This is a genomic window from Betaproteobacteria bacterium (genome assembly GCA_016720925.1).
GTDB lineage: Bacteria > Pseudomonadota > Gammaproteobacteria > Burkholderiales > Usitatibacteraceae > UKL13-2.
The window spans coordinates 39,256-62,670 of sequence record JADKJR010000005.1 but is presented as its reverse complement, the minus strand read 5'-3'; the positions used below and the strand labels follow the sequence as shown (position 1 = coordinate 62,670).

The window sequence follows — 23,415 nt, the reverse complement described above, 5'->3', positions numbered from 1 at the left end:
CCGGTTGAGTCCACTCGGTACAATTCAGCCATGAAGAAAATGATCATCAAGTCCGGCCGCGAAAAATCGCTGTTGCGCCGGCACCCGTGGATATTTTCCGGCGCGGTGAAATCCGTTGACGACGGTGTCGAATCGGGCGATTTCCTGCGCGTGCACGCCGAGGACGGGCGCTTCCTGGCGCATGCCGCGTATAGCGAAAAATCGCAGATCGTCGGGCGAGTGCTGTCGTTTGACGAAAAAGATGTCATCGACGATGACTTCTTTCGCCAGCGCATTCGCACCGCCGTCGCCTACCGTTGTGCGATCACCCGCGACACCAACGCGATGCGGTTGATACACGCCGAATCCGACGGCCTGCCCGGCCTGATCGCCGACCGATACGGCGACATCATCGTCATGCAGCTGCTCACGGCGGGCATCGATCGCCAGCGCGATCTGCTTGCCCGATTGCTGATGGACGCGACGGGCGCGAAGACGATCTATGAGCGCTCCGACGCCGACGTGCGCGAACTGGAAGGATTGCCGTCACGCAACGGCCTGGTGGCGGGCGAACCGTTGCGTGCCGAAGTGGTCATCGACGAAAACGGACTGCGTTTCGCCGTGGACGTCGCGCATGGTCACAAGACCGGTTTCTACCTCGACCAGCGCGACAATCGCGCTTTGACGCGTTCGCTGTCGAAGGACGCAGACGTGCTCAATTGTTTTTGTTACACCGGCACCATGAGTGTGGCCGCGCTGGCCGGCGGTGCAAAATCCGTGCTGTCGATCGACAGCTCCGGCCCATCACTCGCGATGGCGGCGCGCAATGTGGCAATCAATGCACTGGACGGCACGCGCGCCGAATGGCTGGAGGCTGATGTGTTTCAGGCCTTGCGCAAACTGCGTGACCAGGCCCGGAGTTTCGATCTGGTGATTCTCGATCCGCCGAAGTTCGCGCCGACTGCACATCACGCCGAGAAAGCCGCGCGCGCCTACAAGGACATCAACCTGCTGGGCTTGAAGCTGCTGCGTCGCGGCGGGCATTTGATGACGTTCTCATGTTCCGGTGGCATCTCGGCAGAACTGTTCCAGAAGATCATTGCCGGCGCGGCGCTGGATGCGAATGTGGATGCGCAGATTCTGCGGCGGCTGAATCCGGGGATTGATCATCCCGTGGCGATTCATTTTCCGGAAGGGGATTATTTGAAGGGGTTGTTGTTGCGGCGGACTTAGGCGAATCTGCTGGAATGAGAGATAACCCGGCCCCTTAGCAGCGCTAACGAAAACACGAGGCTCAATGTGAACGATCAGATTACTGTTGAGGAAGCGTTTCGCGCAATGATCGTCTTTCTCGATCGGTACTACGAACGAGGTGGAGGCAAAGACACGCTCGGGCATGTCCTTGGCGACGTTTCTCAGTTTCTGTGGGCCGATGGGAGCCCAAATGATCCCGCCCAATGGCAGGATTGGCTAGATGCTGTCAAAAGCGTGAGGAAATAAGCACCAATTCACGAAACTCGGCAAACGTGTTGTGTAGCTAACTAGCGACTTTCAAAGCAGATAGACACAAGAGCGGGACATGACAGGAATGATCTGTGTGCGATGCAATGCTACATAGCCACTTCCATTTGACACGCCGCCACCATCGTTCTATTGTGAACACGTAACCTTCCAAGTCACCCTCGCATCATCTCGGGAACTTTTTCACGAAATATCGGCTCAACGATTATTCGATTAAGGACTCAGCCATGAAAACAACAATACGCAAGGCACTGGGGTTATCCGCCCTGACGATGATGGCGGCCGGAAGCGGCGCCGCGAGCGCGCAATACTATGGCGGCCTGAATTTTGATCTGTCGCGATATTCCACTGTCGCGCGTGGCGCAGGTGCCGAGGCGGATTCGGGATTTTTCCTCACCAATACGGCGCTCGACGATCACCGCATTCGCTACGGCCTGAAACTCGGCTATCAGGTTTCGCCACATTTTGCGCTGGTCAGCCGCTATTCCGCATTCGACCGGCGCGATTCCGTGGCGCCGCTTGCGCGTAACTACGGGCTGGATGTGGAAGGCCGCTATCCGCTGTTGGCCGGGCTCGCGGTTTCAGGGAGCGCGGGCATCGCCAAGCTGCGTAATGAAACGGCGTTCGGCAGCGATTTTTATTCCGGGTTATTTGCGAGCACCGGGTCGCGTGCGTATACGGCGGGCCACTTGGGGCTGGGCGTGCAATACCAAATCAACGCCAGCATGGGATTGCGTTTCGATGTTGATCGCTATCGCGGGTTCAATGGGGCGGGGGCGAGTGAACTGGGCGCGGACCATTTGGCGCTTGGGGTGATGCTGAGGTTTTAGCCGCGGCGATGTTGCGGTCTGGTTCCCTCGAAACCACAGGGCAATAAGACAGGCGTTGCGAACTTGAGACCCGGCCTTCGCCGGGGTGACAGTGTCTTATGGTTTGCAGCGGCGCTTGCGAAGTGGCATAGGACCTACGAAATCTTGCCTTCCACCGGTGAACTCGGCGACGCCTGATAAATCTTCTTCGGCATCCTGCCTGCCAGAAACGCTTCGCGACCAGCTTCCACCGCTTTCTTCATCGCACTCGCCATCAGCACAGGGTTCTTTGCCTTGGCGATCGCGGTATTCATCAATACGCCATCGCAACCTAACTCCATCGCAATCGCCGCATCCGACGCGGTGCCGATGCCGGCGTCGACCAGCACCGGCACGTTGGCGCGATCGAGGATGATTTCCAGGTTCCATGGATTGAGGATGCCCATGCCGGAGCCGATCAGCGAGGCAAGCGGCATTACCGCGACACAGCCGATTTCTTCCAGCGCCTTGGCCTGGATCGGGTCGTCGGAGCAGTACACCATGACCTCAAAGCCGTCGGCGACCAGTTCCTTCGCCGCGATGAGTGTTTCCGGCATGTTGGGAAACAGGGTCGCGTCATCGGCGAGCACTTCCAGCTTCACCAGCACACGGCCATCGAGCAACTCGCGCGCGAGGCGCAAGGTGCGCACGGCGTCCTTGGCGTTGTAGCAGCCGGCGGTGTTGGGCAGGATGGTGAACTGCGAGGGCGGCAGGCTATCGAGCAGGTTGGGCGCGCTGGCGTCCTGGCCGATGTTCACGCGGCGGATCGCGACGGTGACGATCTCGGCGCCGCTGGCATCAATGGCCGCGCGCGTTTCCGCGAAATCGCGATACTTGCCGGTGCCGACGAGCAGGCGTGAGCTATATTTTTTGCCGGCAATGACCAGCGAATTCGATATTGCTTCCGGCGCATTCATCAACCACCTCCGACCGCGATGACGACTTCCAGCTTGTCCCCATCGCTGAGCATTGTTGCCGCGTGGCGGCTTTTGGGAACGATCTCGCCGTTAAGCTCGATGGCGAATCGCTTGCCTTCCAGATTGAGGGCGGAAATGAGTTTCTCCACGCTGCTGCCCGGGGAAATTTTCTGTGGCTTGCCGTTGACTTGCAGGACTGGCATCACTTGTATACTCGCTTGAATTTATTGCACTGAAAAAAGTGTAGCACGCGGCTGCGCTTCACAGATTGATCGAAACCAATAACTCATCATGAAAATGAATTCAACCGCAATGGCAACCGCAATGGCCCCGATGGAGCTCCGTGGCCTTACCTTTGTGTGGCTGGCGGGCCTGCTGGCCTCAGGCTGGGCGCCATTTGATCGTGCTACCTGGCTGATGGAGGTTTTCCCTGCGTTCGTGGCGCTGGCGATGATGTGGGCGTCGTGGAAGAAGCTGGAGCTCACGCGGCTGCTGTACTGGCTGATCGCCATTCACGGCCTGATCCTGATGCTGGGCGGCGCCTACACCTATGCGCGCGTGCCACTCGGATTCTGGATGCAGGACTGGTTCGGCTTCACGCGCAATAACTACGACAAGATCGGCCACTTCGCGCAAGGTTTCATTCCGGCCATGGTGGCGCGCGAGCTGCTGATTCGCGTGTTCAATATTCCGTCGAAGAAGCTGGTCGCGTTCCTGTGCGTGGCAATTTGCCTCGGGATATCAGCGATGTACGAAATCATCGAGTGGTGGTCGGCGCTGTGGCTGGGGCAGGGCGCGGATGCATTTCTCGGCACGCAGGGTGACCCTTGGGACACGCAGTCCGACATGTTCTTTGCCCTGATCGGCGCGGTGGTCGCGCTCGCCGTGCTGTCGCGCTGGCATGACCGGCAAATGGCGGCTAGAAAATAGCTGTTTAAAAATTCCTACATCTGCTTGAACAGGTGCGCGTAAGCGCGACTGACCGGCAGTTCCGCCTTGCATTCCTTGAGCTTCACTTGCGTGCGTCCCATGACATCGCGCTGGGTGGAGACGACGCGGTTGACGTTGATGATGGTCGATCGGTGAATTTGCCAGAATTCGTTGGGATCGAGTTGTGCAGAAAGTTCTGATAATGGCGTGCGAATCAACGATTCGCCATCCTTTGTGTAGACGCTGACGTATTTGTCCTGCGCCTGCAGGTAGAGCACTTCATCGATCGGAATCTGCCGCACCGTCTCGCCGACCGAAGCGCGAATCCAGCGCAGGTAGTTGTTTTTGGCAGTGGGTAGCACCTGTGCCAGTTGCTTGAGAATGCCCGCGACATCGCCGGGCGATTCCGCCTGGGCAATTTTTTTCTTTAGTCTGGCGATGGTGCGCGTGAGGCGATCATCCGTCACCGGCTTCAGCAGATAATCCGCCGCTTGCCGGTCAAAGGCTTCGACGGCGTATTGGTCGTAGGCAGTGACAAACACGACGTGGGTTTTGGCGTCCAGGCGCGATGCGACTTCGAGCCCGGTCAGGCCCGGCATGCGGATGTCGAGAAAAACAATGGCCGGACTTTCGTCATCCACCAGTCGCATCGCCTCCAGGCCATTCTTGGCGATGCCCACGATCGAAAGTTCCGGCCATAGCGCGGAAAGGCGGTCGTTCAGGTAGTTGGCGAGGTGTTGTTCATCGTCAGCGATGATGGCGGTCGGGGCGGTTGTCATTCGGGCTCGCAATGTGGGTTTCGATAATCACTCCCGCGCCCGCTGCATCGGGCTTGGGCGCTCACAGGCGCGTCCCATGGGACGCGAATTCCCTGCTCACGTGTCGTCGGCGATGATGGCGGTCGGGTAGGTCGTCATACGGGCTCGCAATGTGGGTTTTGATAAAGTCCAAGAGGCAAAACACTAGCGCCGGCAAGCCTTTCAGGCCAAAACGACGCCAGAAGCCGCACCAGTGCTGGAGTTTGTCGTTTGAGTGGTGTATGGAAGGTCGAGAATCACCCGCGTGCCGCTCGGCTGGTTTTCCTCAATCGCAATAGAAGCCTTGCCGTCGAACAGTTTGGCGAGGCGCTCACGCACATTGCGCAAGCCAATTCCCTGGGAGGTTGCGTCACTGAAGCCGAGCCCGGTATCGCTCACGGTAATTCGCAGCATTTCGCCGTCGCGTCGCGCTTGCAGGGTCACACTGCCGCCCTCGATCTTCGGCTCCAGACCGTGCTTGATGGCATTCTCCAGCAACGGCTGCAACAGCATGGACGGCATGTGCAACGCAGCCAAGTCGGCGGGCAAATCGACATCAACACGCAGACGATCACCCATGCGGATCTGCAGAATCGCGAGGTAGTTGGCCATTAGCTGGAATTCATTGCCGAGCGTGGTTTCCTGTTCGCGCGTGGCGGCGAGCGAGGCGCGCAGGTAAGCGATGAATTTTTCCAGCATCAGTTTTGCGGTGTCCGGCTGCGGATGAATCAGGCCGACCACGTTGGCAAGCGTGTTGAACAGGAAATGCGGCTCGATCTGCGCTTGCAGCGCGCGCAGGTTGGCTTGCACGGCCGCGCGTTCGGCCGCTTCGACCCGCCCGCGCTCTTCCGCCAGAGCCATCTGGGCGGCGAGCTCATCGAGGCGTCGCCGCCAGATCGTGGCGAGGACCAGCGAAATACACAGCGAGATGATGAAGCTGGTGGTTACCTGCTGAGGTGAAAATAACCACTGATTCATGTTCCCGTAACCGGGAATGAAGCTGATGGCGAAGAAACTCAAGGTTACGATGACGGTGCCGATGGTCGCGTAGGAGAGCGAAACCACCACGAAAGACTGGCGGTTGATCGCGCGCATGACCGGGCCCATCAGCGCAAAGACAGCCCAGAAGGAAAAGCCGACAACGTTGGATATCAGCAAATTTCGTCCGAACGCTGCAATCACCTGCGACGCCGATTCGATGCGCGCGAACATCACGCCCATAAACAGAAACGCCAGCGCAAACAGCGTGTTGAAAATCAGCGTGTAGACAAAATTGCGCGCAAAACTCCGCGGCCAGCGTCGAAAAATGCTGATCGCCTCCAGCGGGTGGAAATGCTCACCATCGACATCACGGCTGAGCTTTTTCTGCGCAGCCGCGATGGCTTCTTTGCTGAAGGGGATCGTTTCTGGCCCGGATGACATGATTGAGATTCGTGGTGGTTGCATAGGGGGACTGGCGTTACGGGATCACATTTCCGGCGGAATCCCGATCCTGAGCGCGAGGCGACCTGCGATTCCACCAACGATACGCAAGATAGGCGAATCCCGCCAGCAGTCCCGCGCCGATCAAGGTCTTCAGTGCCCGCGCCCATATGCACAGCAGCGCGATGCCCATGCCAAAGGCGACCCATTGCACCCACCAGTGGCCAGGACTGGTGAACCAATTGATGGCGCCACACAGCCCGACCACAAACAGGGCGGTGAACGGGAATGTGATGGCTTTGCTAAGGTCTCCAACAGCTTTGATCGGGTTCATGGCGGCTCCTGCGGATCGGGAATGAGGCAAATCGGGAATGAGGCAATTGTGCGGCGGCCGCCGGTTACCGACATCGATTTTGCGACCAATTGACGGTTGGAGGCCGCGAACCGTCATCGGAAGGCGCAAACGGGCGGGTCGTATTCCGCGTGGCCGGAATGCGGGCGGTATGAATGGGATGGCGCAGAATCGGTAAGACCAAAAAAAGACCCGCCAGGACGAACTGTCCGGACGGGTCAAGTGCCCGTCACGGAAATCCGGGAAACGGGCGCCTCAGGGAAACGCGTGATCATGCACCATTGTTACGATGGATCTCGCCAAACGGATTCGAGTGTGCCATTCGCGTTGCCAGCGCTGTGTTCAATCGAGCGAGAAAATTGCCCTGCGCGCTGAAGGCAGATAGAATTTGCCTGTCGACTCACTCCGTACGGGTGATCCGCCCTGCGGGCGTCGTATAACGGCATTACCCTAGCTTCCCAAGCTAGTGACGAGGGTTCGACTCCCTTCGCCCGCTCCAGATTTTTCAGGCCGCGTTTGCGGCCTGATTCATTTCAGCCTCGAATCAGGAGCCCCATGCAACAACGCGATTTCGGCAACACCGGGCTGAAGGTTTCAGCTCTCGGTCTCGGCGCCGGACAGATCGGTGGCGAATCACTCGATGAATCAGTTGCCGGTGCGCTGCTGAATGCGGCGCTCGATTGCGGCATCACACTGATCGACACCGCTCGCGGCTACGGACTTTCCGAGGAGCGCATCGGCCGTCATCTGGCGCATCGGCGGTCTGAATTTGTGCTTTCAACGAAGGTCGGTTATGGCATCGCCGGGCACGCGGACTGGACTCATGGCTGCATAGTCGCCGGCATCGATGAGGCGCTTTCCCGCTTGCATACCGACGTCATCGACATCGTGCACCTGCATTCATGCCCGCTGGAAACGCTGAAGTCGGGCGGCGTGATCGACGCGCTATTGCGCGCGCGCGAACAGGGCAAGATTCGTGTCGCCGCCTATTCGGGCGAGAACGCCGAATTGGCGTGGGCGGTGCAAAGCGGACATTTTGGCAGCGTCGAGTGTTCGGTCAATCTATTTGACCAAGGCAGTTTGCTAGCCGTTCTGCCTCGCGCCGTAACGGCCGGAATGGGTGTCATCGCCAAACGGCCGCTCGGTAATGCACCATGGCGGCATGCACAGCGGCCCGCAGGCGAGTATTGCGAGACGTATTGGACGCGGATGCAAGCGTTGAGCCTTGATACGCTTGGCATGCCCTGGGATGCGTTTGCGCTACGCTTCAGCGCGTTCGCGCCGGGAGTCGGCAGCGCCATTGTGGGTACGGCCTCGATTGCACACCTTCGGCACAATGCTGACCTGGTCGAGGCGGGCGCCCTGACGCCGGATACCTTGGCGCAGATTGGCCGGCGCTTTCGTGAAGTCGCCAGCGAATGGGCGGGAGAAATCTGAGCGCTCGTCACAGCACAATAAAGGCAAACACAAGCGCTGGCGAGGTTCTTACGGCATTTTCTCCTGAAAAGCCGCGACAGTGCTTGAGTTTGTCGCCGAGATTCGCCGCTGTCCTCTAACGAAACGTCTAGCGCAAATCTGCCACCAGTGCGGCGCGGGTCTCGTTGCTCACCGTGGTCGTCGACGTGTACTGCGCGTGATCGATTCCCATCGTTAGTGACACGCCGTACTTCAAGGCCGCTGCCATTTCTTCGCTCAACTCGAAGCGCAGGAAGTGCACGGCGGAAGTCTTGGTGTCGTTTTCGCGTTCAAGATCCTCGTCGGCGATCGCATAAACCTTGGGCGAGCCTTCGACCTGTATCCAGGTCTTGTCCTCGATTCCTTTGAGTTTGGTTAACGCGACGCGCCGCTCATGCTCGTCGCCATATTCGATCATCATCGTCGCTTTGAGATTTCGGCCATCCGGAACGAGCGGGTTGTAGGCGTCAAGCTCGTCCTGAATGCTGCTTTCCTCGAAGGCCTTTTCGATACGCAGCATTTCCTGAATCTGGTAGCGCACGGTCATCTCGTCCTCGAACAGCAGCGTGACGTGCTCGCCGATATGTACGGTGCGCAGGCGCTTGTGGGCCATGGCCTTTGCACGGAATTCGGGGCGCGCCTTGGCATAGGCTTCAAGCGTCATCAGGTTTTCGCGGGTGATTGGATTCATGGTGGTCGTGGTCATGTGGATTTACTCGGGGAGTCCGTACGCCTTGCGTACGAGGGTGATCGGATGTGCCAGCGTGGCTTTGGCAGGTGCCGGGTCTTTCTTCAACTGCCCGATACCCTCCTCGATGTGGTGTCCGGCGAGCTGGCAATCGGAACTGATGTAGTCGGGCTCGGCGTCCAGCATTCGCTGGAATACCGGCTTGCCGATCTTGAGCGCCGTTTCGTGAAACTCTTTCTTCACGCCCCAGGTGCCGGCGTGGCCCGAGCATCGCTCGATGGTAGTGACTTTGGTCCCGGGCACCATTTCCAGCATCTCGCGAGTTTTCTGGCCGACGTTCTGCACGCGCGAGTGGCAGGGGATGTGATACGAAACATTACCCAGTGGCGTCTTGAAGTCGGTCTTCAGCAGGCCGTCCTTCTGACGTGACACCAGATACTCAAACGGGTCCATCATCGCCGCCCTGACGGCCTTCACGTCGGCGTCGTTTGGAAACAGCAGCGGCAGCTCCTGCTTGAACATCAGCGTGCAACTCGGAATCGGCGTGAGGATGGCGTAGCCTTCCTTGGCAAGCTTTGCGAGCGGAGGAATGTTTTTTTCCTTGAGCGCGGCGACGGATTCGAGATCACCCAGTTCAAGCTTCGGCATGCCACAGCAGGCTTCCTTTTCGACAATGACGTACGGAACGTTGTTGTGCGCCAGGATCTTCAGCAGGTCGTGCCCAATTCCCGGCTCGTTGTAATTCACGTAGCAGGTGGAAAAAATCGCCACCTTGCCTTTGGTGCGCTGACCGTCCTGCACCGGATGTGCCGCACTATTCGCGGCATTCGGGCGGAATTTCTTCGATGCAAATTCCGGCAGCCATGCATCCTTGTGCACGCCTATCGCGCTATCCATGATGCTGCGTACCGTCGGCATTTTGGTGGTCGCATTGACGAATTGCACCACCACCGGAATCGTCGCCAGTTTGCCGTTGCGATCGGTGGCTGAAAGATTGGTGTCGCGGAACTTGGTCGCGCTGCCTTGCTTGAACTGGATCGCCTTGGCGCGCAGCATCAGGTGTGGAAAATCCAGGTTCCACGGGTGCGGCGGCACGTATGGGCATTTGGTCATATAACAGACATCACAGAGGTAACACTGGTCGACCACGTGCCAGTATTTTTCTTTCGGTATGCCATCGACTTCCATTGTCGGGCTGGCGTCGACCAGGTCGAAGAGGACCGGAAAGGCGTTGCACAGGCTCACGCAGCGGCGGCAACCGTGGCAAATGTCGAACACCCGCTCCATTTCCTTCATGGCGGACTCGACAGAATAAAAATCCGGATTCAGCCAGTCGATGGGATGTCGGGTCGGGGCTTCGAGTGAACCTTCTTGCGTGGACATGGTGTTCTCTTGCGGTGAAGGAGGGAGTACAGGGTGAGAGGCGGAAAATGCGAGAAAGGCGGGAGGCGGGTAACGGGCGCAACCAATTTGTTGCGCCCGTTTCTGATCACGTCACCAGTGTTTAGGCGGCAACCAATGCGTCCAGCGCTTTCTGGAACTTGTTGGCGTGCGAGCGTTCTGCCTTCGCAAGCGTCTCAAACCAGTCGGCGATTTCGTCGAAGCCTTCGTCGCGTGCTGACTTGGCCATGCCCGGATACATGTCGGTGTATTCGTGCGTTTCGCCGGCAACGGCGGCCTTCAGGTTTTGCTCGGACGAACCGATCGGCAAATCGGTAGCGGGGTCGCCCACGCTGGCGAGATAATCCAGGTGGCCGTGTGCATGCCCAGTTTCGCCTTCGGCGGTGTTGCGGAACAACGATGCCACTTCGGTATGGCCTTCCACGTCAGCTTTGTTTGCGAAATACAGGTAACGGCGATTGGCTTGCGATTCGCCGGCAAATGCCGCTTTCAGGTTGTCGTGGGTTTTGGTGCCTTTCAGTTTCATGGTGAATCTCCTCGTCAAAAAAACGTCAAACAGGCTGTCTGCACGTATTGCAGATAGATAGCATACGGCGTCTATCTAGACTGCTCCAATTGATTGATTGGATATTGACGATAGTCAAAAGCTATTGATATGGCTTTGCCATTCGATGCAAGTCCCCATGGCAGGGACAGAGAAGGTCAACCGCGCGCAGCGGCGAGAAATTCTGACAGCAAAGGCTTGCCGTCGAGCAGGGTCGGGTCTACAGGCGACATAAATTCCGGGTGCCATTGAACGCCAACCACGTAACCGGAACCAGTCCAACGAATGGCCTCAACGATGTCGTCTTCGGTAGAGCGGGCCTCAACGACCAGGTCGCGTCCGATATCCTTCACCGCCTGATGGTGAATGGTATTAATTGTCGCGTTTTCAACTTCCGGATACAGACGCGCGAGGCCGGTATTGGCGAGGATACGCATCGTATGGAAATTGTCCTCATAACGCCGGCGGCACTGATGGGTGATCTCTGAGCCGGTTTGCAGCGCGATGTCCTGGAACAGCGTTCCACCGAAGGCGACGTTGACGAGCTGCATGCCGCGGCAGATTCCCAGCACGGGCTTTTTCCGCGCCATGAAGGCGCGGATCAGTTCCAATTCGTAGATATCACGAATGCGATCGCCGGCCCATTCCGGGCGAAGCGGCGTTTCACCGTAGGTTTCCGGGGCGACGTCGGCACCGCCCTGCAGCACCAGTCCGTCGAGGTGGGCGGCATAATGATCAACGTTCAGTCGATCTGGTCCATGCGGTGTTTCCTTGCTGATCGCCGGAATCATGAACGTCAGTACATCGGCCGACATCACCCAGTGCGCCACACACTGCTCAACATATTGCAGTGTCTTGGTGGGCAACCATGCGCGTCCCGGTTCCGGATACATCAGGCGTGCCGAAAGGCCGATCTTGAGTGGAGCATTCACTGCGACATTATGACAAGCAAATGGCTTGATGCGGGTACTATTGTCTTATACCGTCGATCGCCATTCCGGAAGCGTCGAAATGACGAACGGATATCGGCGGCGCCAATGAATCTGTAATATCTTCGAAAATCTGGTCTGACAACTGAATGAGCGCATTCGCAAAAAAAATCACCGCGTGGCAGTTGCGAGAAGGCCGGCACGGCTTGCCTTGGCAGGAAACAAGAGACGCCTACCGCATCTGGCTTTCGGAAATCATGTTGCAGCAGACGCAGGTGGCGGCGGTAATTCCGTATTACGAGCGCTTCCTCTCGCGATTTCCCGATGTCCTGGCGCTTGCTTGCGCAGACGTCGACGACGTCATGCAACTGTGGGCCGGGCTTGGCTACTACGCGCGCGCACGGAATCTGCATCGTGCCGCCAGACAGATCGCGGAATTTCACGAAGGTAATTTTCCCGAAGATTTTGAGGAGATCCTTGCGCTGCCCGGCGTCGGTCGCTCAACGGCTGCAGCGATCAGTGCCTTTGCGTTTGGCAAGTGTCGCCCCATTCTCGACGGCAACGTCAAGCGTGTGTTTTCCCGTCACTTTGGCGTTGAAGGCGATGTCAGATCGCGGCCAGTTGAGGATGCGCTTTGGCTGATTGCCGAAAAGAAACTCCCCAAGGCGGAAATCGAATCCTACACTCAGGGCCTGATGGATCTGGGCGCCACGATCTGCACCCGAACACAGCCGACTTGCCTGCTATGCCCGGTCCGGAGATCGTGTGTTGCTTTCAATGAAGGGCGCATCGAAGAATTACCCGCGAAAGGCGAAAAGCGTGAGACGCCTCACCGGCAGACCCGCATGCTGGTCATATTGTCCCGTGGCGAAGTATTGTTGGAAAGGCGCCCGCCGACCGGTATCTGGGGCGGACTATGGTGCCTGCCGGAACTGCCGGTTGAGCAGGACGTGTTCGAGGTACTGCATACACGCTATGCCCTGAAAGGCCGGACCGTGCGCGAACTCGATCGCGTTGAGCATGGCTTCACGCACTATTCGTTGTCCATTTTTCCGGTCGAGATTGCCGTAACGGGCATCGCAATTCGCGCCATGGAACCTGGCTTGATGTGGGTGAATCTTGAAGAGGCAACAGGTGCCGCCATTCCAGCTCCCGTAAAGCGAATCTTGCAGGCGAGGCGATCAGGCGATTAGTTTTTGTTCACCTAGAAACCGCCGCAAAATTTCGAGACGCATCCGTGCATCCGTGAGCTCCAGCAATTTTTGCTTGACGGTGTTGTTGAGTGGCAGAATTTCGATGATACGAAAACCCACCCAGCTTGAATCGTCGAATTGCGCATGCGTCAAATGCTCCGAACGCGTTTGCATCAAGACCTTGCGCAGGAATGCCGCGCATGGCGGCAATTCGGGACAATCGACGTGAAGATCATCAGGAATCAGTGACAGGTCACCGACGATCAATCCGGATTGGGTGGCGGACTTGTTGGCGAGACGAAACCGGCTTTCACCGCGCACTCTGATCTGCAATATTCCAAGATCCTGCATGTCCCATTCGACTATTCGCGCTACCGTGCCGACGGTTTCCGGCTCGACAGGTGCACCGACCTCTTCGCCGGTGCGAATTAATGCGATGCCGAACGGCGTGCCATTCTTCAGGCACACCTTGGCCATTTCCATGTAACGTTGCTCGAAAATTCTGAGTGAAAGATTGCCGCCTGGAAAGAGAACCGACCCAAGTGGGAAGATCGGCAGCTTGGTCATCTCCGGGGCACGGAAACGCACCGATTCAGAAACGGCATCGAGAATGGATTTGATCACAAAAATCGACTGGCCTTGCTATGAAAGGTCGCGATGCCGGATTAGTATTTGCTGATCAGTGCCAAAACGCTGGGCGAGTTCTTCGACGATATATACGGACCGGTGCTGGCCGCCGGTACAACCGATCGCAATGGTCAACGCGGCACGATTGTCGCGGACATAAAATGGCAGCCAGCGCATGAGGAATGAGGCGATGTCGTCAATCAGGCGCGCCACGTTCAAGTCGGCCTCCAGGAATTCCTTGACCGGCGCATCCTTGCCCGAGAGAGGCCTGAGCTTGGGATCGTAAAACGGATTTGGCAGGAAGCGCGAGTCGAATACCAAATCGGCGTCGATCGGAATGCCGTGCTTGAATCCAAATGACTGAAACGCGAGCGTGATTCGCGCTTGGTCAATCCGCAGCCAATCCTTGATCCAGGCGCGCAGGATGTTGGGGCGGACATCCGACGTATCCATGCGATGCGCCAGATCCGCGACCTCGGAGAGAAGGTCGCGCTCTTCGGCAATGCAAGCCGCAATCCCGCCGCTGACCCTGTCTGTCATCGGATGCGGCCGGCGCGTTTCCGAAAAACGGCGCGCCAACGCGTCATCGTTGGCTTCCAGATAGATCACTCGGCAATCGATGCCGCGCTCTTGCAAGTCCTCAACGATTTTTGGCAGGGCGGCAAGCGTGTCGCGGGTTCGCGCATCGATGCTGATCGCGATCTTTTCCCCGCTGCGCACATTGCTTTGGTGTGATTCCAGCAAGGCAGGAATCAAAGTGGCTGGCAGGTTATCCACCGCGAAATAGCCCAAATCCGCGAGCGCATTCAGCGCCACACTCTTGCCGGAACCGGATAACCCGCTGACCAAAATGAGTTGCACGTGACTGTCTCCCTTTTGAAGAGGAACCGGCTTGATCTATTCAATCCGTGCCAAAGGCACGGAAAATGCCGGTTTCGTCGAAGTTCCCTGGATCTCGACTCTCGTGATCGCCATGCCCGCGCATTGCCTCTTCATGTCGATCCAGAAAATCCTTGGTCGAATCATAGCCGCGCGTCTGCAGGATGTAGTGGCGCACTGCTGCCTCGACCAGCACCGCCAGATTGCGGCCAGCGACCACGGCAAGCGTCACGGTCGGGATCTCCACCCCAAGTATGGAAGTGGAACTTGACTTGGTCTGCAGTCGATCCAGGCCACGAAAGTATTCTTCAGTCGGGCGTTCCAGATGCACGATCAGACGCAGCGTCTTGCGGGGACGTACGGCAGTCTCGCCAAAGATCGCCTTGATGTTGATGACACCGATACCGCGAACCTCCAGAAAGTCACGAAGCAGGGGCGGACAGCGGCCCTGGATTGTTTCGGGGCCGATCTGGAAAAGCTCTACGGCATCGTCGGCCACCAGTCCCGCTCCGCGGGAAATCAACTCCAGGGCGAGCTCACTTTTTCCAATCTGCGAATCTCCGGTAATCAGGATTCCAAAGCCGAGAACATCCAGAAATACGCCATGGCTGGTTGTGACCTCGGACAGCTCGCGCTGGAGGTATGGACGTAGCAAATTGACAAATGCACGGCTCTTCTTTTGCGACAGGAAAAGCGGTGTGCCGTATTGATCGCACGCATCAACGAGGTATTCCGGCGCGTCAGCACCGTCACATACGATGATGCAAAGTGTCTCTCCGGTACATAAGGTGGCCAGACTCGCCGCCTGCGCGGCGGCGGCTGGTTGCTCAGGTATTCCAGGTCGCTCAGGCCCAGCGCTTGGATGAGAATCGGATGAATCAGGTTGAAGTGTCCAACCAGGCCGACGCCGGGACGATTCAACGCGTCATGGTTGAGCTCTCGCGACGCACCCTTCTGGCCGCCTATCCAGGTAAGCTGGAGTTTCTCGCGCCGGTCTTCAAACAGTTGCTGTACGCTTAGCCGTGGCATAGGGCGACCACTCGGTCAGCAATTTATATACGACAGCCGGGTCGGTTGCCGCCAGGAGAGATTCACGCAATTCGGGATCGCTGAACATTTGTGAGAGTTCGGAAAGCATATTCAGGTGTTGTTCGGTAGCATGCTCGGGCACTAGCATTGCGTATACCAGTCGCACAGGCTGGTCATCAGGCGAGTCGAAGGGAATGCCCTCTTTGGCGCGTACGAATACCGCTACCGTGTCGCGCAGTTGTTTGATACGTCCATGCGGGATGGCGATACCAACCCCCAACCCAGTCGAACCCAGTTTTTCGCGGGCAAAAAGGGCATCAAATACGCTTGCGCGGGAAATGCGATTCTCATTTTCGAACATAAGGCCGATTTGTTCGAACAGACGCTTCTTGCTCGTGATGTCCATATCCAGAGCAACTCGGGATACCGACAGGGACTTGCTGATGAGATTCATTCGGGAGAGGGAATACTCGAGGCAGGAAAGGCGCGTAGCTTACCGCTTTTCGCGTCGTATTGCTGAAGTCGTGAGCTTGCGTGAATTTGCATGCAGGATATCCAATCGGGCGACCGGCCGCAGCCGGTCGCCGGGCGAGCGCTATTCCGTGGGAATTCGCTTCAGTGCGGATATATCGTGTTTGTTCTTGACCTTCTCCTTGTGTTTGATTATTTGCCGGTCGAGCTTGTCGACCAGCAGGTCGATGGCCGCGTACATGTCGGAATCTTCGCTTTCCACAAAAATGTCCTTGCCGGACAAGTGGACGTTCGCCTCGATTTTCTGTCGTAGTTTCTCCACGCTGAGAATAATGCTTACATCGATCACCTGTTCGAAATGGCGGTCGATTCGGGACATCTTGGACGAGACGTAATCACGTATTGAAGGTGTGATTTCGAGGTGATGGCCGGTCATGTTCAAGTTCATTTGCCAATCTCCTATCTAAAAGCGCGGCTAGTGTGCACACGCTGCGAATTTAACTTCTCAAAAGAACGACGGACTACGACGACAAGAGCAATTGCAACAACAACGACTGATTACATGCATTGTGACATCGAGATCCTAGAAAGATTTCCGTAAACTGGCGGATTGAATTTGCAGCGCCTCCCGATACTTGGCGACAGTACGCCTTGCAACCACAATACCCTGTTGGGCGAGAATATCCGAGATTCGATTGTCTGAAAGCGGCTTCTTTACATCTTCGGCCTGTACCAACTGCTTGATCAACGCGCGAATTGCCGTGGCCGAGCATGCGCCGCCGGTATCCGTGGATACACTCGAACCAAAAAAATATTTCAATTCGAAAATGCCCTTGGGGGTGAGCATGTATTTTTGCGTGGTAACCCGCGAAATCGTTGATTCGTGGAGACCAACCTGATCGGCAATCTCACGAAGCACCAACGGGCGCATGGCGACATCGCCGTGATCGAAAAAATGCCGCTGGCGTTCGACGATTGCCTGCGTCACACGCAGGATAGTGTCGAAACGCTGCTGTATGTTCTTGATCAGCCAGCGTGCTTCTTGCAATTGCCCGGTCAGATTCTTCCCCGCGCTATCCCGGCTCTTGTGCAGCAGATCGGCGTAGAGCCGATTGACACGCAGCTTCGGCATCGCTTCCTGGTTGAGAAAGGCGGTCCACTTTCCTCCCGCTTTCCTGACCACCACGTCCGGTATCACGTAACGAATGTCGCCGCTGCCGAAGCGCCGGCCCGGCTTGGGATCCAGTGAAACAATCAATTCGCGCACCAGCTTCATTTCGACATCATCGCAACGCAGGATTCGCTTCAGTTTCAGAAAATCGCGCGCGGCGAGCGCATCCAGATGATGTTCGGCAAGCTGTATGGCCCGATCAAGTTGCGGTGTATCGGCAGGCAGTGTGCGGAGCTGCAACGAAAGACATTCGGAGAGCGAGCGCGCGCCAACGCCGGTCGGCTCCATGTTTTGCACATGCCGTAGCGCAATGGCCAGCTCCTCGGGCTCAATGTCGATATGTTCCGCAATCAAGGCCGCAAGGTCGTCGAGGTCGTAGGTCAAATAGCCATCATCGTCAAGATGCGCAATCAACATAAGCGCCAGTTGGCGATCGCGCTCCTGAAGCGGCGACAAGGTCAGCTGATTGATGAGGTGTTCTTGCAGCGTCGGTTCGGCAGCCGGTATCTGCGAATATTCACTGTCCTCATCATCATCCGATTGGCGTCGCGTTGACGAGCCATAGCTGGCACCTTCATCCATCGAGCCGCCAAAGTCGGCACTTGACTCGCTTGCACCCGATTCGACGCTGTCTGTTTCGGCCGATGGAGCGCTTTTCTCGCGCGAGGTTTCGCCGTAATCGGCGGCGCCATTGAAGGTCGCGGGAGAGTCCCCGGATTCACTCGCTGAATCCACGCGTTCGAGTAAAGGATTTTCAAGCAGGTAGCGCTCAAGCTCGGAATTGAGTTCCACCGTCGACAGCTGCAGTAACTTAATCGACTGCTGCAGTTGCGGCGTCAGCGTGAGGTGTTGTGAGAGCTTGAGCTGTAGGCTATGTTTCATGCTGGAGATGCATCGCCGCCCAAGGAATTAAAGACGGAAGTTTTCTCCCAGGTAGACTTTGCGAACAGCTTCATTGTAAATGATTTCCTCAGGCTTGCCGAAGGCGAGGACCGAACCCTGATTGATGATGTATGCATGATCGCATATGCCCAGCGTCTCGCGCACATTGTGGTCGGTAATCAGCACGCCAATGCCACGGTTCTTCAGGAATTTGATGATTTCCTGGATATCGATTACGGCAATCGGATCCACGCCCGCGAATGGTTCATCGAGCAGAATGAACTTTGGATCAACCGCAAGCGCCCGGGCAATCTCGACCCTGCGGCGCTCGCCGCCGGAAAGGCTTATGGCCGGATTGTTGCGCAGATGGGTAATGTGCAGTTCGTCCATCAGCGAGTCACGCTTTGACTCGATATCGCTGGACGAAAGGCTGCGCAATTCGAGTACCGCCTGAATATTCTCGGCGACGGTAAGTTTGCGAAAGATGGATGCTTCCTGCGGGAGGTAGGCGAGGCCCATGCGCGATCGGCGATAGATCGGCAACCTTGATATGTCTTGGCCATCGAGAACAATGCTGCCGCCATCAACGGGAACCAGCCCGACAATCATGTAGAAACAGGTGGTCTTGCCAGCGCCATTTGGACCTAGCAAGCCCACCACCTCGCCACTTTCGACGGTAAGGGACACATCGCTGACGACAACGCGCTTCTTGTAGGATTTGCGCAGCCGGCCGGCGCGCAACACACTTTTGGACGCGGGTACATCTTGCGGCGCGGCTGATACGCTGGCTTCGTTCATCAATGTCGAATTCGCGGCAATTAGTTTGCTTTGCGGGAGGGCGCCTTGGCATCGGCGGGCTGGCTTTGAGTCTGACTGCGGGGCTTGATCTCGAATACCACGCGTCCTTCCTCCGTACCTGCCTTCGGTGTCATGCCCGGAACCTGATTGCGCAATTCCATCTTCTCCGTGTTCGTGTTGTATTGCATGTACTCGCTATTGACGAGGTCCCCGCCACTCTTGAAATGAACGCGGGAGAAAAGCCTGATTGCTCCGGTCTTGTCGTCGAACTCTGCACGGTCTGCCGAGGCTTCAACGAAATCACTCTCACCTTCGCGCTTTTGCCGAAAGGTTATCTGATTGGTGTTGTTGCCGAACAATTAAGCGTATACGCCGCCATCGGATTCCTTGACGACGGCGCGCTCCGCCGTGATTCGCATGGTTCCCTGGGTAATGAGCACATCACCCTCCAACTTCTTCAGGTTTGCTTCCTTGCTTCCCTCCGCGGAGCCCTGTTTCGCGGACATTCGAAGCGTTTGCAAACGATCGGCCTTTTCGCCATGCGCCATGGATGGCGCAAGAAATGCAATCATTGCGATGGGAGCGACATATCGTCCGGGTGTCATCGGTTACTCCTGGAGGCGTAGTTCAAATCAACGATTTCAAACGCAATGTTGCGGGTCATGGTGTTCAGCAGGAATGACTTCGCGGTCAGCCTGCCAGCGGGGCTTTCCATTACAACGCCATCTGCCGAGCGCGCGATATTCTGGTCTGGAATGATGGTTAAGCTAGGGGTCACCAGCTTGATTGGCGGGTACCGGCTGTCCGCTTCTGTTTCAATGCGTACACCTCCATCCATCATAACCTCGTCATCCCCGTCCGGGTGCTTGAAAAGCTGTCCCCGAGGCGCAGTCGCGGTCACCTTTGGTTGGTTGGGTTGAATGGCCGTAAACACAACATTCTCCAGCATGGACGAATCATCGTCCCGGAAATGCATCATCCTGACGGCGTTGACTGCGTATTCCACGTCGCCGCCTTCCCCGAGCTTCTGCGCGGCAAAGTTGTCAATGATCAGATCCGGATCGTGGCGCTTGGGCCCATCCACGCGGCTCTCGTCTTGCTGAACAAAGCGCGAGAGCCAAAACGTCAAGGCAACGAGCAATACCAGGACGCTCAGCGGCAGAACGGGAATGGAGCGTTTATTCAAGGATTTTCAGAGTTCGTTGAAACGGCAATCATTGCGGCGGTGAAAATGGCGTCAGTGCGGCGTCTGATCATAACGCGACTTCCCGCGCCGCAACAAATGCCTAACGAATGACCTTCGACGAATTCCCGGTCTCGATCGCCGACAGGACGATGGCGGGCGTAAGTATTTCGGGCAAGGTATGCGGCTCGCCGTTTGCGGGGTAGAAAACATAAAGCGGCACGCCGTTGCGCCCGAACGCCGCCAAGGCGCTGGTAATTTCAGGATCCTTTACGGTCCAATCGGCTTTCATGCGCACGATGTCGAGCTCCTTAAAACGCTGGACGACGTTTTCCTGATTCAGGGCAACACGTTTGTTTACCTGGCAGGTAATGCACCACGTTGCCGTGAAGTCCACGAATACCGCTTTGTGCTGGCCGCGCAATTCCGCGATTTTCTGCGTCGAGTAAGGCACCCATCCATCGTCCGTGCGGGCGCCCGGCGCGCCAGTGTGCAAGGCATTCGGCCACGCGATCGCAAGTCCGCATAGCGCAATGACGAGCGCAACCAGAGACGCACGCACGGGCTTGGAACCCTGCCAGTGGCCGTACAGCCACGCCGCCAGCGCGATAATCACCAGCCCGAACAATAGTTTTGCAGCGCCATCATTGCCGATCTGCGAACCCAACACCCACGCGAGCCAGGCAACGGTCGCATACAGCGGAAATGCCAGGAATTTTTTGAACGTATCCATCCACGCCCCCGGTTTGGGCAAGTATCGTAGCCATTGTGGCGCGAGCGACAGCGTCAGTACTGGCAGCGCCATGCCTATTGCAATGGCGGTGAACACCAGCAGCGACAAGGCCGGCGGCTGCGATAGCGTGAAACCGAGGGCCGCGCCCATCATCGGGGCAGTGCATGGCGTCGCGACGATGGTCGCCAGCACGCCGGAAAAGAGCGCATCGATCAGCGTGCTATGACCCCGCGGCGCAAGACCGCCGGCCACGGTCTGGAGCCGCAAGCCCATTTCAAATACGCCGCTCAGATTCAACGCCATCAGCATGAATAGCACGGCAAGCAATGTGACGAACAGGGGCGACTGGAGCTGAAACCCCCAGCCGATCGACTCGCCCGCGGATCGAAGCGCGATGAGTATCCCCGCCAAAATCCAGAAGGAAACCAGCACACCAAACAGAAACGCAAATCCTTGTTTTCTCATTAGCGCGGGGTCGCTCTGTGCGTGCCGGGCAAAGCTCATGATCTTGATGCCGAGCACCGGGAATACACAGGGCATCAGATTCAGCAGGAGCCCGCCCGCCAGCGCGAACAGCAATGCCGCGAACAGTCCCATCTGACTTGAAGCCGATGCGCTGTTTGGCAGCGCGGGAACGGCAGTTCTTGGCGACATAACATTGGAAATCGTCAGCGGCGCGGAAAAAGCGACCGCCTTTCCGGTGGTTGCATTACTCCAACCGCTAGAGGCGACAATTACGCCATCGACAGACTTGAGCGCTGCGTTGACCGGGTCTGCCGTGGGAATCGACAGGCGATAACCCGAAGCAGTCTTGCTCAAAACCTGCACGGCGGCGTTGGCGATCAGATCTTCGCGCAGCGGAAAAAAAGATGCATCGGCAATTGAAATCGACGTGTCTTTGGGTGGAGCGAATTCGATCACGAGCTTTCCGTCGGCGATTGTCGCCGACGTCGTCCAGTTTTCAATCTTGCCCGGCAGCGCAAGGTGAGCTTTTGCGAATGCGTCAACCCAGCGCGTATCCGGGAGCGGTGTTGAGTTAACGGCAGTAAGCGTGATCGAAACGTCGGCGCTTTCCGGAATACAGACATCGCTGCAAACGAGCCAATCTGCCTTTGCAGCAACCGTGACCGGCGAACCGGTCTTGATACCCGCCGGCGTTTGCAAAGTGACCAGATGCATGACTTCGCCGTCATAGCCAAAATTCATGAGCGGCCCAAGTGGCAACTTCTTCGGGAATGGCCATTCAATGGGTCCAGCGGAGAACCCCGCAGGCAGCTTCCATGCGAGGCGTGTGGGCAAACCGGAGTCGCCCGGGTTTTGCCAATAGGTGTGCCAGTGATCGATGATTTTCAGTCGCAACGCCACCTCAACCGGCTGGCCCGGCTGAAAAGCCTGGTTGCGGGCGACCAATTCAGCTTCGACGTGGGGTGTTTTGACCGGTGCCGCCGCCACGACCGACGCGACAGCGAGCAGTGAAAATGCAATCAGGCGGAAAAGCGGGGCGAGGAGGAGAGCCATAAATGGGAACGTGAAATAGACCCTGTTTAGTAAGGGCAGGAGGTGCGACGTTCCCGCGGGTGGAAAATTTACCCCGGAAATCCGTTTGGTGCCCACAGTCGGATTCGAACTGACGACCTACCGCTTACAAGGCGGTTGCTCTACCCCTGAGCTATGCGGGCACGATACTGCAGAAAATTTGAGGATCGGGTACGCCCCGAACACAAATCCCGCAAGGATGTTGGTGCTGTTGAGAGGAATCGAACCTCCGACCTACTGATTACGAATCAGTTGCTCTACCAACTGAGCTACAACAGCGTGAGTGCGAAAGATAGCCCAAAATTATATCCCAGACACCACTTTAAGCCAATAAGGGGAATACGTAACATAATTGGTTTGGCCGGTATTTGAAAACGAAACTCAAGAACTGGCGAGTGTTTTCGGGCGAAAACGCCATTAAGTCGGCCCCCGGTTGGCGGTGGTATAAGGTGGCGCGGGGGTGTGCCTCTTGAAGACGCGATTTGGTGTCAGATTGCCGCACGCCTTGGGAAGATCGCGCGCCGACAGGGCCGCGCTGTGGGCGAGTGGCGGCGCAGACGGCCTTGTCCCCGGTGGTGGCGGTGAACTCCGCGCCTGGCGACGTTGAAGGGCAGGCCGTTATCGCCGACGCTCCTGTTGACCGTTGGCACGGTTTCGCCCCATGAGCCCATCAGCGACTCCTGCGTCGACCTGTGCAGGACGCCCTGTCCTTCCCTGCCGGACAGGGTGCCTCCCAGTGGCCGGTCGATCCGCAGGTGGCATCCTCGGGCCGCCAGCGCCGGACGCTGTGCCCGCGCCTTGGTGTGCAGAAACTGCCGCCGCCGCGGCGCGTAGAGAGCTGAACGCCTTCATGTGCTGCACCCCGGCCCTGACCGCCGGCGACCAGCCTTCCCTTAGCCGCTCCCCAACCCCGCCCTCGTCCGTCTCGCTATTCGCCGCTGCGCGCGGGTGACCTGGCAACATGCGGGCAATATTGACCCCGACCGCGACCGCGCGGCTCGTCGTAAATCATTGAACGGTCACGCTTCAACTGACGCGCAATCCGCGTCGGACTCATTCCTCCCAACATCGCGCTGTGAATCAGGTATCTTTCCTCCAAGGTGAGGTGTGTGCCACTCATTTCGGTCTCC

The 23,415-nt window shown here is 57.4% G+C and carries 26 protein-coding genes, 3 tRNA genes and 1 pseudogene; 7 read left to right on the top strand and 23 right to left on the bottom strand.

What is annotated here, in order from left to right; translation table 11 throughout:
- Positions 1–30: 30 nt before the first annotated feature.
- The 3 genes from IPP88_08380 (at position 31) to IPP88_08370 (ending at position 2,330) form a co-directional block, all read left to right on the top strand.
- Positions 31–1,212, top strand: coding sequence for a class I SAM-dependent rRNA methyltransferase (locus IPP88_08380; protein ID MBL0122735.1), 1,182 nt, complete (start codon positions 31–33; stop codon positions 1,210–1,212).
- Between the two features lie 66 nt (positions 1,213–1,278).
- Complete coding sequence (locus tag IPP88_08375; protein ID MBL0122734.1) at positions 1,279–1,479, top strand: hypothetical protein; 201 nt, start codon at positions 1,279–1,281, stop codon at positions 1,477–1,479.
- A gap of 248 nt (positions 1,480–1,727) precedes the next feature.
- Entirely contained in the window at positions 1,728–2,330 is a 603-nt protein-coding gene (locus tag IPP88_08370; GenBank protein MBL0122733.1) for an outer membrane beta-barrel protein, read from the top strand.
- Positions 2,331–2,464: 134 nt separating this feature from the next.
- On the opposite strand, the gene IPP88_08365 is transcribed toward IPP88_08370, so the two are convergent.
- Together IPP88_08365 and thiS are read right to left on the bottom strand one after the other, a co-directional pair.
- Entirely contained in the window at positions 2,465–3,247 is a 783-nt protein-coding gene (locus IPP88_08365) for a thiazole synthase (protein MBL0122732.1), read from the bottom strand.
- A gap of 17 nt (positions 3,248–3,264) precedes the next feature.
- Positions 3,265–3,468 (bottom strand): sulfur carrier protein ThiS, encoded by a 204-nt coding sequence (gene thiS, locus IPP88_08360; GenBank protein MBL0122731.1) that lies wholly within the window; start codon positions 3,466–3,468, stop codon positions 3,265–3,267.
- Between the two features lie 94 nt (positions 3,469–3,562).
- Here thiS and IPP88_08355 point away from each other — a divergent pair, with 94 nt between their 5' ends.
- A complete protein-coding gene (locus tag IPP88_08355; GenBank protein MBL0122730.1) occupies positions 3,563–4,195 on the top strand; it encodes a DUF2238 domain-containing protein in 633 nt (210 codons plus the stop codon).
- A gap of 14 nt (positions 4,196–4,209) precedes the next feature.
- Here the strand turns inward: IPP88_08355 and IPP88_08350 are convergent, their stop codons facing one another.
- From IPP88_08350 to IPP88_08340, 3 genes are all read right to left on the bottom strand, one after another.
- On the bottom strand, positions 4,210–4,974 hold the full coding sequence (locus IPP88_08350) for a response regulator transcription factor (protein ID MBL0122729.1): 765 nt from the start codon (positions 4,972–4,974) through the stop codon (positions 4,210–4,212).
- Between the two features lie 201 nt (positions 4,975–5,175).
- The gene (locus IPP88_08345) at positions 5,176–6,414 is read right to left on the bottom strand and encodes a sensor histidine kinase (protein MBL0122728.1); all 1,239 of its coding nucleotides are present in this window, start codon (positions 6,412–6,414) and stop codon (positions 5,176–5,178) included.
- Between the two features lie 37 nt (positions 6,415–6,451).
- Complete coding sequence (locus IPP88_08340) at positions 6,452–6,748, bottom strand: hypothetical protein (protein MBL0122727.1); 297 nt, start codon at positions 6,746–6,748, stop codon at positions 6,452–6,454.
- A 443-nt stretch (positions 6,749–7,191) separates the two neighbouring features.
- Here IPP88_08340 and IPP88_08335 point away from each other — a divergent pair.
- Together IPP88_08335 and IPP88_08330 are read left to right on the top strand one after the other, a co-directional pair.
- Positions 7,192–7,265: transfer RNA gene (locus IPP88_08335), tRNA-Gly, on the top strand.
- 56 nt (positions 7,266–7,321) lie between these two features.
- Complete coding sequence (locus tag IPP88_08330) at positions 7,322–8,203, top strand: aldo/keto reductase (GenBank protein ID MBL0122726.1); 882 nt, start codon at positions 7,322–7,324, stop codon at positions 8,201–8,203.
- Positions 8,204–8,330: 127 nt separating this feature from the next.
- Here IPP88_08330 and IPP88_08325 read toward each other — a convergent pair whose 3' ends face one another.
- The 4 genes from IPP88_08325 to IPP88_08310 all read right to left on the bottom strand — a co-directional run bounded on the left by IPP88_08325 (position 8,331) and on the right by IPP88_08310 (position 11,747).
- Entirely contained in the window at positions 8,331–8,912 is a 582-nt protein-coding gene (locus tag IPP88_08325; protein ID MBL0122725.1) for a DUF3501 family protein, read from the bottom strand.
- A 21-nt stretch (positions 8,913–8,933) separates the two neighbouring features.
- Complete coding sequence (locus IPP88_08320; protein ID MBL0122724.1) at positions 8,934–10,292, bottom strand: Fe-S oxidoreductase; 1,359 nt, start codon at positions 10,290–10,292, stop codon at positions 8,934–8,936.
- Between the two features lie 121 nt (positions 10,293–10,413).
- The gene (locus tag IPP88_08315; GenBank protein ID MBL0122723.1) at positions 10,414–10,836 is read right to left on the bottom strand and encodes a rubrerythrin; all 423 of its coding nucleotides are present in this window, start codon (positions 10,834–10,836) and stop codon (positions 10,414–10,416) included.
- A gap of 176 nt (positions 10,837–11,012) precedes the next feature.
- On the bottom strand, positions 11,013–11,747 hold the full coding sequence (locus IPP88_08310) for a type 1 glutamine amidotransferase (protein MBL0122722.1): 735 nt from the start codon (positions 11,745–11,747) through the stop codon (positions 11,013–11,015).
- Positions 11,748–11,932: 185 nt separating this feature from the next.
- Between IPP88_08310 and mutY the strand changes: the two genes are divergently transcribed.
- Entirely contained in the window at positions 11,933–12,976 is a 1,044-nt protein-coding gene (gene mutY / locus IPP88_08305) for an A/G-specific adenine glycosylase (protein MBL0122721.1), read from the top strand.
- On the opposite strand, the gene IPP88_08300 is transcribed toward mutY, so the two are convergent.
- From IPP88_08300 to IPP88_08235, 14 genes and pseudogenes are all read right to left on the bottom strand, one after another.
- A complete protein-coding gene (locus IPP88_08300) occupies positions 12,965–13,600 on the bottom strand; it encodes an LON peptidase substrate-binding domain-containing protein (protein MBL0122720.1) in 636 nt (211 codons plus the stop codon). The genes mutY and IPP88_08300 overlap by 12 nt on opposite strands.
- Positions 13,601–13,618: 18 nt before the next feature.
- Positions 13,619–14,464, bottom strand: coding sequence for an RNase adapter RapZ (gene rapZ, locus IPP88_08295; protein ID MBL0122719.1), 846 nt, complete (start codon positions 14,462–14,464; stop codon positions 13,619–13,621).
- Between the two features lie 40 nt (positions 14,465–14,504).
- Positions 14,505–15,511, bottom strand: a pseudogene (locus tag IPP88_08290) (HPr kinase/phosphorylase).
- Positions 15,480–15,965 carry a PTS sugar transporter subunit IIA gene (locus IPP88_08285; protein MBL0122718.1) on the bottom strand — a complete coding sequence of 162 codons (486 nt, stop codon included), beginning with the start codon at positions 15,963–15,965 and terminating at the stop codon, positions 15,480–15,482. The pseudogene IPP88_08290 and the gene IPP88_08285 overlap by 32 nt, the downstream one beginning before the upstream one ends.
- Before the next feature lie 141 nt (positions 15,966–16,106).
- Positions 16,107–16,430, bottom strand: coding sequence for a ribosome-associated translation inhibitor RaiA (raiA, locus tag IPP88_08280; GenBank protein ID MBL0122717.1), 324 nt, complete (start codon positions 16,428–16,430; stop codon positions 16,107–16,109).
- 135 nt (positions 16,431–16,565) lie between these two features.
- Positions 16,566–18,035, bottom strand: coding sequence for an RNA polymerase factor sigma-54 (locus IPP88_08275; GenBank protein MBL0122716.1), 1,470 nt, complete (start codon positions 18,033–18,035; stop codon positions 16,566–16,568).
- Between the two features lie 27 nt (positions 18,036–18,062).
- The gene (lptB, locus tag IPP88_08270) at positions 18,063–18,833 is read right to left on the bottom strand and encodes an LPS export ABC transporter ATP-binding protein (protein ID MBL0122715.1); all 771 of its coding nucleotides are present in this window, start codon (positions 18,831–18,833) and stop codon (positions 18,063–18,065) included.
- Between the two features lie 20 nt (positions 18,834–18,853).
- Positions 18,854–19,192, bottom strand: a complete 339-nt coding sequence (locus IPP88_08265; GenBank protein ID MBL0122714.1) for a hypothetical protein — start codon at positions 19,190–19,192, stop codon at positions 18,854–18,856.
- Positions 19,193–19,438, bottom strand: a complete 246-nt coding sequence (locus IPP88_08260) for a hypothetical protein (GenBank protein MBL0122713.1) — start codon at positions 19,436–19,438, stop codon at positions 19,193–19,195.
- A complete protein-coding gene (gene lptC / locus IPP88_08255; protein ID MBL0122712.1) occupies positions 19,435–19,962 on the bottom strand; it encodes an LPS export ABC transporter periplasmic protein LptC in 528 nt (175 codons plus the stop codon). Before lptC ends, IPP88_08260 begins: the two co-directional genes overlap by 4 nt.
- A 157-nt stretch (positions 19,963–20,119) precedes the next feature.
- Positions 20,120–22,267 carry a thioredoxin family protein gene (locus IPP88_08250; protein ID MBL0122711.1) on the bottom strand — a complete coding sequence of 716 codons (2,148 nt, stop codon included), beginning with the start codon at positions 22,265–22,267 and terminating at the stop codon, positions 20,120–20,122.
- A gap of 86 nt (positions 22,268–22,353) precedes the next feature.
- Positions 22,354–22,428: transfer RNA gene (locus IPP88_08245), tRNA-Thr, on the bottom strand.
- Positions 22,429–22,488: 60 nt separating this feature from the next.
- Positions 22,489–22,564: transfer RNA gene (locus tag IPP88_08240), tRNA-Thr, on the bottom strand.
- Positions 22,565–23,213: 649 nt separating this feature from the next.
- On the bottom strand, positions 23,214–23,405 hold the full coding sequence (locus IPP88_08235) for a helix-turn-helix domain-containing protein (protein ID MBL0122710.1): 192 nt from the start codon (positions 23,403–23,405) through the stop codon (positions 23,214–23,216).
- Between the last annotated feature and the right edge of the window lie 10 nt (positions 23,406–23,415).